General features: G+C 33.6%; 9 protein-coding genes and 1 other RNA gene. 5 read left to right on the top strand and 5 right to left on the bottom strand.

Annotation, left to right across the window (positions count from 1 at the left end; genetic code table 11):
* Positions 1-125: 125 nt before the first annotated feature.
* From ACP5FO_RS03825 to ACP5FO_RS03805, 5 genes are read right to left on the bottom strand one after another with little or no spacing between them, the layout of a single operon-like run.
* On the bottom strand, positions 126-1,457 hold the full coding sequence (locus ACP5FO_RS03825) for an FAD-dependent oxidoreductase (RefSeq protein WP_428106447.1): 1,332 nt from the start codon (positions 1,455-1,457) through the stop codon (positions 126-128).
* 1 nt (position 1,458) lies between these two features.
* Positions 1,459-1,854, bottom strand: coding sequence for a methylmalonyl-CoA epimerase (gene mce / locus ACP5FO_RS03820; protein ID WP_428106444.1), 396 nt, complete (start codon positions 1,852-1,854; stop codon positions 1,459-1,461).
* Entirely contained in the window at positions 1,851-2,813 is a 963-nt protein-coding gene (gene meaB / locus ACP5FO_RS03815; protein ID WP_428106442.1) for a methylmalonyl Co-A mutase-associated GTPase MeaB, read from the bottom strand. Before meaB ends, mce begins: the two co-directional genes overlap by 4 nt.
* Complete coding sequence (locus tag ACP5FO_RS03810; RefSeq protein ID WP_428106437.1) at positions 2,779-3,189, bottom strand: cobalamin B12-binding domain-containing protein; 411 nt, start codon at positions 3,187-3,189, stop codon at positions 2,779-2,781. The genes meaB and ACP5FO_RS03810 overlap by 35 nt, the downstream gene beginning before the upstream one ends.
* A gap of 10 nt (positions 3,190-3,199) precedes the next feature.
* Positions 3,200-4,849, bottom strand: coding sequence for an acyl-CoA mutase large subunit family protein (locus ACP5FO_RS03805; RefSeq protein ID WP_428106432.1), 1,650 nt, complete (start codon positions 4,847-4,849; stop codon positions 3,200-3,202).
* Between the two features lie 196 nt (positions 4,850-5,045).
* Between ACP5FO_RS03805 and ACP5FO_RS03800 the strand changes: the two genes are divergently transcribed.
* From ACP5FO_RS03800 to ACP5FO_RS03780, 5 genes are all read left to right on the top strand, one after another.
* Positions 5,046-5,315, top strand: coding sequence for a glutaredoxin family protein (locus ACP5FO_RS03800; protein ID WP_428106425.1), 270 nt, complete (start codon positions 5,046-5,048; stop codon positions 5,313-5,315).
* Positions 5,315-6,610, top strand: a complete 1,296-nt coding sequence (locus ACP5FO_RS03795) for a phenylacetate--CoA ligase family protein (protein WP_428157047.1) — start codon at positions 5,315-5,317, stop codon at positions 6,608-6,610. The genes ACP5FO_RS03800 and ACP5FO_RS03795 overlap by 1 nt, the downstream gene beginning before the upstream one ends.
* 9 nt (positions 6,611-6,619) lie before the next feature.
* Positions 6,620-7,057, top strand: coding sequence for an ACT domain-containing protein (locus ACP5FO_RS03790; RefSeq protein WP_428106415.1), 438 nt, complete (start codon positions 6,620-6,622; stop codon positions 7,055-7,057).
* 55 nt (positions 7,058-7,112) lie between these two features.
* Positions 7,113-7,289: non-coding RNA, 6S RNA (gene ssrS / locus ACP5FO_RS03785), on the top strand.
* 22 nt (positions 7,290-7,311) lie between these two features.
* Positions 7,312-7,743 (top strand): 5-formyltetrahydrofolate cyclo-ligase (locus tag ACP5FO_RS03780; RefSeq protein WP_428157046.1); only part of this gene is annotated, 432 nt, incomplete at its 3' end.

Here is a 7,743-nt window from a genome sequence, read left to right as displayed (position 1 = left end):
TTACTTCTATCTTGCCTGGTTTTTCCATGCTATGGTAGTCTAGTGCTTCCTGCTTGAGAGTTTTACTGTTTTCCATCAATTTTCCTCCTTAATATATTCAACTTTTTTTAATTTAATTTAATAAATCATTTGTCTGCTTGAGTTGCACAAATAAGTACAGCATCCCATACCGCACTGTATGGTGGCGAGTATGCAAAATCTAAATACTTAACTTCACTAACTTTTAAATTTGCATATATTGCAACAGACAAAGCATTAATCCTTAAAATTCCATCGTAAGAACAAATTTGAGCACCAAGCAGCTGTTTTGTTTTTATATCACTTATAAGTGAAACTATTATTTCCTTATTGTTTGGTAAATAATGTGCTTTTTCATTCGCAACAATAGTTGTAATTTTTGGTTCAAATCCAGCCTCTTGTGCTTGTTTTAAGCTTAATCCAGTTTTTGCTATTCCAAGATCAAACAATTTAAACACAGAAGTACCTGTTATACCTTCAAAGACTTCATTGCCATCTGTCGCGTTTATGCCTGCAATACGACCTTGCTTGTTTGCATTTGTACCCAAAGGAAAATAGATGTTTTTCTTTAATATTTTATGATAAATAGCTGCACAATCTCCGCAGGCAAAAACATCTTCAATATTAGTTTTCATTTTTTGATCAACATCTATTGCATTGTTTGAGAAGAAGTTTAAAGCACTACCAATCAAAAAGTCTGTATTTGGTTTAAACCCAGTTGATACATTAACAACATCACACTCAAATGTGCCTTTGTTTGTTATCACCTTGAGAGGTGAATCTATTTTTTCTATATCAACAGAACAAATTAGCTTTACGCCATTGTTTTGTAATTCTTCAATAGCCTTTTGTCTTATTTCATCAGTATATTCTAGCAAAATATTATCTAATTTTTCTAAAATTACAACTTCTAAGCCGCGTTTTTTTAAATTGTCTGCAAGTTCTAAATTGATAAATCCCCCACCTATAAGAACTGCTTTTTTACAATTTTCGCTTATTAGATATTTGTTTAGTTTTCTTCCATCCTCCAATGATTTTAGGGAAAAAACGCCTTCGTTTGTTATTCCATTGATAGGTGGCAAGTTACTTTTTGCCCCTGTAGCAATAATTAATTTATCATAATTAAGCTCATATTGGTGGTTTGAGAGATTATTTTTCACCAAAACTACGCGTTTTTTTGTATCAATACCAATTGCTTCTTCATTTAGCCTTAAATCTATGTTTCGCTTTTCTCTAATTTCTTTCGCGCTTAGAGATATAACTTCTTCCATATCTTTTTTTAAGCCTATTATATATGGCATACCGCAAGCACCGTATGAAACATCCTGAGTTTTTTCAAGCATAATAACATGTGCGTCTTTTTGTCTTCTTTTTGCCTGACTTGCAGCGCTTGCACCAGCTGCATCTGCTCCTATTACAACAATCTTTGTTGGTTCCATATTATCCTCCTTGCACTAGTTCTGTTAAAATAATACTTGATTTTGGGTGCAAAAATGCAATCAGTGTGTTGTTTGAGCCTTGTTTTGGCTTTTCGTTAATCATTTTTACACCTTTTTCTTTTAAGGATTCAATTGTTTGTTCTATATTGTCACATTTATATGCTATATGATGAATCCCATCTCCTTTTGCTTCCAAAAATTTTTTTATTGGGCTATTATCTGATATTGGTTCTAAAAATTCTAAATGAACACCATTACAATCAAATTTAGCGATTTTTACGCCTTGATCTTCTACTGTTTCTTCACCTAAGTACTCAAAACCCAGTATATTTTTATAAATTTCTATTGCCTCTCCTAAATTATTAACTGCTATGCCTATGTGATCTATGCTTTTCATATTGCCTCCATAATTTTATCTATTACTTCGTATGGATTCAATTCTTTTTTGTAAATTTTATCAATTGATTTATCGTCAAAGAACTCTTTAATGTTTTTTTTCAACATTATTTTATTAATTAAAACAGACGTGAGTGTTTCGACCAATTCATATTCTACAGATAATTTCCTTTTTTTATCAAAATTATTAGAAGTTTTTGCATTGCTTAAAAAACGCAATATTTCATCTTTTAGGTTTTCTATATTGCTTTGTTCAAAAGATTCTGTAGCAATGGTTTTTAATATGGGAGGTTTTGGTTGTTTCAAGCTTAAATTGATAATATTTGATATTTCTCTAAACAGTTTTTGAGAAAAGTCTCTGTCAGCTTTATTTACAACATAAATATCTGCAATTTCCATTACGCCTGCTTTCATAGCCTGGATCTCATCGCCAAAGCCAGGTGCAAATACCAGCACAACGCAATCTGCAACTTTTACTATATCAATTTCGCTTTGACCAACACCCACTGTTTCTACAATAATTACATCAAAGCCCGCTGCATCTAAAACCTTGATGGCATCTTTTGTAGCTTGAGATAAACCACCAAGTGCACCGCGTGAAGCCATTGATCTTAGATAGACAGATGGGTCAGTGGTGTGATTTTGCATTCTTATACGATCGCCAAGTAAAGCTCCTTTTGTAAATGGACTGCTTGGGTCTATTGCTAAAACCGCAACACTTTTGTTATTATTTCTAAAAGCTTTGATTAATTTGTCTGTAATTGTAGATTTTCCAGCCCCTGGTGAGCCAGTAATGCCAATAATTTTTGCATTGCCTGTATAGGAAAATATAGTTTGTAAAAAATCTTTTTTATTTTCGTATCTCAAGTTTTCAACAAAGCTAATAGCTTTTGCAATGAAGCGAATATTCCTTTTTAAAACACCATCAACTAATTTTTGAATTTCTTGATTTTGATTCATTTTCAATAAAATCCACAATTGTTTTTATAGAAGTACCAGGACCAAAAATTGCTTTTATTCCCTTTGATTTTAAAGATTCTATATCCGATTGAGGTATTACACCGCCTCCAAAAACTATAATATCATCTGCGCCAGCACTGTGCAATTCTTCAACTACTTTTGGAAATAATTCATTGTGAGCACCACTTAGCAAACTCAAACCTACAAAATCTACATCTTCTTGGACAGCAGCAAGTGCAATTTGTTTTGGTGTTTGCCTTATGCCAGTGTAAATTACTTCATAGCCAAACTCTTGTAATGCCCTTGCAACAAATTTAGCACCTCTATCATGACCATCCAGGCCTGGTTTTGCTATTAAAATTCTGACTTTTTGCATCTTACCTCCATTAAATCACTACGCTTTCTTTGTACTCGTCAAACTCTTTTCTTAAAGTGTCGGCAATTTCTTGCAAGGTTGCATAATTTTCAACGCACTCAATAACGATTGGCATAACATTGTCACTTGATTTAGTAGTGTTTTTTAGCGTATTTAAACTTTTTAAAACTTTTTCATTGTCACGCTGAGATTTAACTCTTTCAAGATTTTTTACCTGCTCAAACCTTAGCGAAGGATCGACTTTAAGCAAATCTTTTGGAGGTTCTTCCTCTATATGGAAATTATTAACGCCTACAATGATTCTTTCTTTGTTTTCTATGTCCATTTGATAGTGGTAAGCTGAGTCTTGAATTTCTTTTTGTACAAATCCCTGTTCAATGGCAGCTACCATACCACCAAGCTCGTCAATTTTATTTATATATTCCCATGCTTTTTCTTCTATAGTATCTGTTAGGCTTTCTATGTAGTATGAACCACCAAGTGGATCAACCACATTGGCAACACCTGATTCATAGGCTATTATTTGCTGGGTACGAAGAGCAATGCGAACTGATTTTTCTGTAGGCAAAGCAAGGGCTTCATCCATGGAGTTTGTATGAAGACTTTGCGTGCCACCAAGTACAGCCGCAAGTGCTTGCAGTGTAACCCGTATAATGTTATTTTCTGGCTGTTGAGCAGTAAGCGTAGAACCGCCTGTTTGTGTGTGAAAGCGTAGCATTAGTGATTTTTCATTTTTTGATTTAAAGCGTTCTTTCATGATTTTTGCCCACATGCGCCTTGCTGCTCTATATTTTGCAACTTCTTCTAAAATATCGTTGTGTGCGTTAAAAAAAAATGATAGCCTTCCAGCAAAATCATCTACATTTAAACCTTTTTCAATGGCACTTTTAACATACTCAATACCATTTGCTAAAGTAAACGCTACTTCTTGTACTGCAGTAGAACCTGCTTCTCTTATATGATAGCCAGAAATACTAATGGTATTCCATTTTGGCACTTCTTTTGCGCAATATTCAAAAATATCTGTAATAATGCGCATTGAAGGTTTTGGTGGATAAATATATGTACCGCGTGCAATATATTCTTTTAAAATATCGTTTTGTATAGTACCACGCAAAAGTTTTTTATCCACACCTTGCTTTTTGCCTACAACTATATACATAGCAAGCAATATAAAAGCTGTAGCGTTAATTGTCATAGAAGTTGACACTTTATCAAGTGGAATATCTTTAAACAAAGTTTCCATGTCATCTATTGTGTCTATGGCTACACCAACTTTACCAACCTCTCCTTCGCTCATAGGCGAGTCTGAGTCATAACCAATCTGTGTAGGCAAATCAAAAGCAACAGATAAGCCTGTTTGGCCCTGCTTTAATAAATATTTATAACGTTCATTCGATTCTTTTGCTGTACCAAAACCTGCATATTGCCTCATTGTCCAAAATTGACCTCTATACATAGTGGGGTATGGGCCCCTTGTAAAAGGGTACTGACCAGGATACGATAAGTTTTGTTCATAATCTTTTACATCACAATCTGTATATAAATCCTTCATATCAAGGTAAGAGCTTGTTTTAAACCTTTCTTTTCTTGTTGGGTTTTTTTTGATATAAGGTGTTAAGGTTTTTTCTTGCCAGCTTTTGTAGCCACTTTCGCTCATTTAATATCCTCCTTTTTTATACTAGTTATGTTAAATTATATACTTAATGTCACAAAAGTAAACTAAATTTTAATATGTATTTTAAATATACGAAAATTAAAAAAGTTAACAAAGTTATTATAAAGTGATAAACTCACACGATTGACAATAGCTACAAAATGTATATATTCTAAAACAAAAAAGGAGGTAATTTATTATGGAAAGTACTCAAAAAGATACAATAAAAAAACAACCGCGTGTAGTTGTTTTTTCTACTCCAAGCTGTCCTTGGTGTACAAGGGTAAAGGACTATTTAAGGAAAAACAGTATTAATTTTAAAGATGTAGATGTTTCAAGAGATAGAAAAGCAGCTGAGGATATGGTAAGAATGACTGGTCAAACCGGTGTGCCTGTAGTACTTATTGGCTCAAGGGCTATTGTAGGTTTTGATAAAGCAAAAATTGATAAACTTTTAGGGTTGTCTTAATGATATATGATGATGAAATTGAAACCCTACCAAGAGAAGCCCTAGAAGCTCTGCAATTTAAAAGACTGCAGCAGACACTTGAGCGCGTATACTCTCTTGTGCCTTTTTATAAAGAAGCATTTAAAAAAGCAAATATTGTACCAGGCGATATAAAATCTCTAAAAGATTTACATAAATTACCATTTACTACTAAGGATGATTTAAGAGAAAGCTATCCCTATGGTATGTTTAGTATGCCTATTAACAAAATCGTTCGCATACATGCATCAAGTGGAACAACGGGTAAACCTACTGTTGTTGGTTATTCTAAAGCTGATATTGAAGAATGGGCTCAATTGATGGCTAGATCTTTTGTTGCTTGCGGTGTAACGGATAAAGATATTATACAAAATGCTTATGGTTATGGTTTGTTTACAGGAGGATTAGGTGCCCACTACGGTGCAGAAAAATTAGGTGCAGCGGTAATTCCTATATCTGGTGGCAATACCAAAAAGCAAATCATGATTATGGTGGATTTTAAGTCAACTGTTCTAACAGCTACACCTTCTTATGCTCAGCTGCTTGCAGATACAATTGAAGAAATGGGTTTACTTGATAAGATAAATTTAAGAGTGGGCGTTTTTGGGGCTGAACCCTGGAGTGAAAATATGCGTCAAAAATTGGAAGAAAAACTCAGAATAAACGCTATGGATATCTATGGTTTAAGCGAGATAATGGGCCCTGGTGTAGCAATTGAGTGTGAAGCAAAAGAAGGCTTGCATATTTGGGAAGATGCATTTATACCAGAGGTAATAGATCCGCAAACACTGGAACCATTAGAAGATGGCCAGGAAGGTGAACTTGTTATTACCACTATAAAAAAACAGGCTATGCCAATTATTAGGTATAGAACAAAAGATATTACAAGAATTATAAAAGAACCATGTAAGTGCGGCAGAACTCATAGGCGAATACAAAAAATATTAGGCAGAAGTGATGATATGTTAATTATAAGGGGTGTAAATGTATTTCCAAGCCAGATAGAATCAGTTTTGATGGAAATTGAAGGCCTTGCACCTCACTATCAGTTGATTGTTGATAGAGTCAATAATTTGGATACGCTTGAAGTCCAGGTAGAAGTTGACAGTAAAGTTTTTTCTGATGAAATTAAAAGGCTTCAGCATATACAAAATCAGATTCAAAAGGATATAAAGGATCTATTGGGTATTACAACCAAAGTGACACTTGTTGAGTCAAGAACTATACAGCGTAGTGAAGGAAAGGCCAAGCGAGTAATAGATAAAAGAAAAATATAGAGGCAAATCATGAAAAGATTAAATCAAATATCCGTTTTTGTTGAAAATAAACCTGGTAGATTACTGGATGTAGTTGAGGTATTGGGTAATAATCACATTGATATAAAAGCCATAAGCCTTGCTGATTCATCGGATTTTGGTATAGTAAGGTTTATTTGCGAAGATCCCGAATTAGTGCATGAAATTCTAAATAGAAATGGTTTTACTGCAAGCTTAACTGAAGTTTTGGCCATAACTATAAGCGACAGGCCTGGATCGCTAGCAAAAGTCTTAAAAGCCCTCAAAGAAAGTAATATTAATATAGAGTATATGTATGGATTTTCTGCAAAAATAAAAGATTATGCTGTGATGATAATAAAAGTTTCTAATTTAGAAGAAACCATAAAATGTTGTGTTACAAATAATATACAGATATTATCGCAAAGCGATATTAAAAGTATTGTGTGATGTTGAAATTTCTATTTTTTTTGATATAATAGGCTTAGGTTTTAGGTTAGTTTAAATTGGCCTTGGGTGTTCGTGATGCAATTTTTCCTTAGAGCCAACACCTAACAATGGGGGGCCAGCATTAGGTAGCCTTGTGGCGTTTGAAAAAGTGCTTAGCAAGGCTATTTTCGAGGTACCCACTTATCATTGCTAGGTTCTAGGAAAATCCTGCACACGGCACCCTAGGCTTTAATATAAATTTAGAGAAGTTAACAATGGAAGTTTATAAATATACAAAAAAAGCATTAAGGCAGAGAGCATTAAACGAGAGAAAACTTGTTTCTAGAAAGTTTGTATCAACAAAAAGCCTGCTTATATCAAAAAAATTAGTAGCTTTTTTGAAAACTAAGAATATCAAAAAGATAGTTTCATACAAACCTATTAACAATGAAGTTGAACCGAACTATCCTTTATTGTCCAAAAATTATGAAGTGCTTTTCACAAAAATGTATGGTAGTTTTTTGCGTATTGCAAAATCAAATTGTTTTAAAAAGCATAATTTTTCAGTTTTAGAACCATTTTGCGCCACATACGCATTTAAAAAACAAATTGACTGTTTTATAGTACCAGCTTTAGTATTTGATAAAAGAGGCTATCGCATAGGGTACGGTATGGGTTTTTATGATAAGTTGTTGCAACAAACAAGA

Origin of the sequence: Desulfurella sp. (assembly GCF_049977265.1) — a bacterium.
GTDB lineage: Bacteria > Campylobacterota_A > Desulfurellia > Desulfurellales > Desulfurellaceae > Desulfurella.
This window is presented reverse-complemented; position numbering and strand designations above follow the sequence as displayed.

Excerpts from the sequence above, each read along its gene's own strand:
- ACP5FO_RS03825 (WP_428106447.1), bottom strand. The coding sequence starts at position 1,457 with ATGGAACCAACAAAGATTGTTGTAATAGGAGCAGATGCAGCTGGTGCA.
- mce (WP_428106444.1), bottom strand. The coding sequence starts at position 1,854 with ATGAAAAGCATAGATCACATAGGCATAGCAGTTAATAATTTAGGAGAG.
- meaB (WP_428106442.1), bottom strand. The coding sequence starts at position 2,813 with ATGAATCAAAATCAAGAAATTCAAAAATTAGTTGATGGTGTTTTAAAA.
- ACP5FO_RS03810 (WP_428106437.1), bottom strand. The coding sequence starts at position 3,189 with ATGCAAAAAGTCAGAATTTTAATAGCAAAACCAGGCCTGGATGGTCAT.
- ACP5FO_RS03805 (WP_428106432.1), bottom strand. The coding sequence starts at position 4,849 with ATGAGCGAAAGTGGCTACAAAAGCTGGCAAGAAAAAACCTTAACACCT.
- ACP5FO_RS03800 (WP_428106425.1), top strand. The coding sequence starts at position 5,046 with ATGGAAAGTACTCAAAAAGATACAATAAAAAAACAACCGCGTGTAGTT.
- ACP5FO_RS03795 (WP_428157047.1), top strand. The coding sequence starts at position 5,315 with ATGATATATGATGATGAAATTGAAACCCTACCAAGAGAAGCCCTAGAA.
- ACP5FO_RS03790 (WP_428106415.1), top strand. The coding sequence starts at position 6,620 with ATGAAAAGATTAAATCAAATATCCGTTTTTGTTGAAAATAAACCTGGT.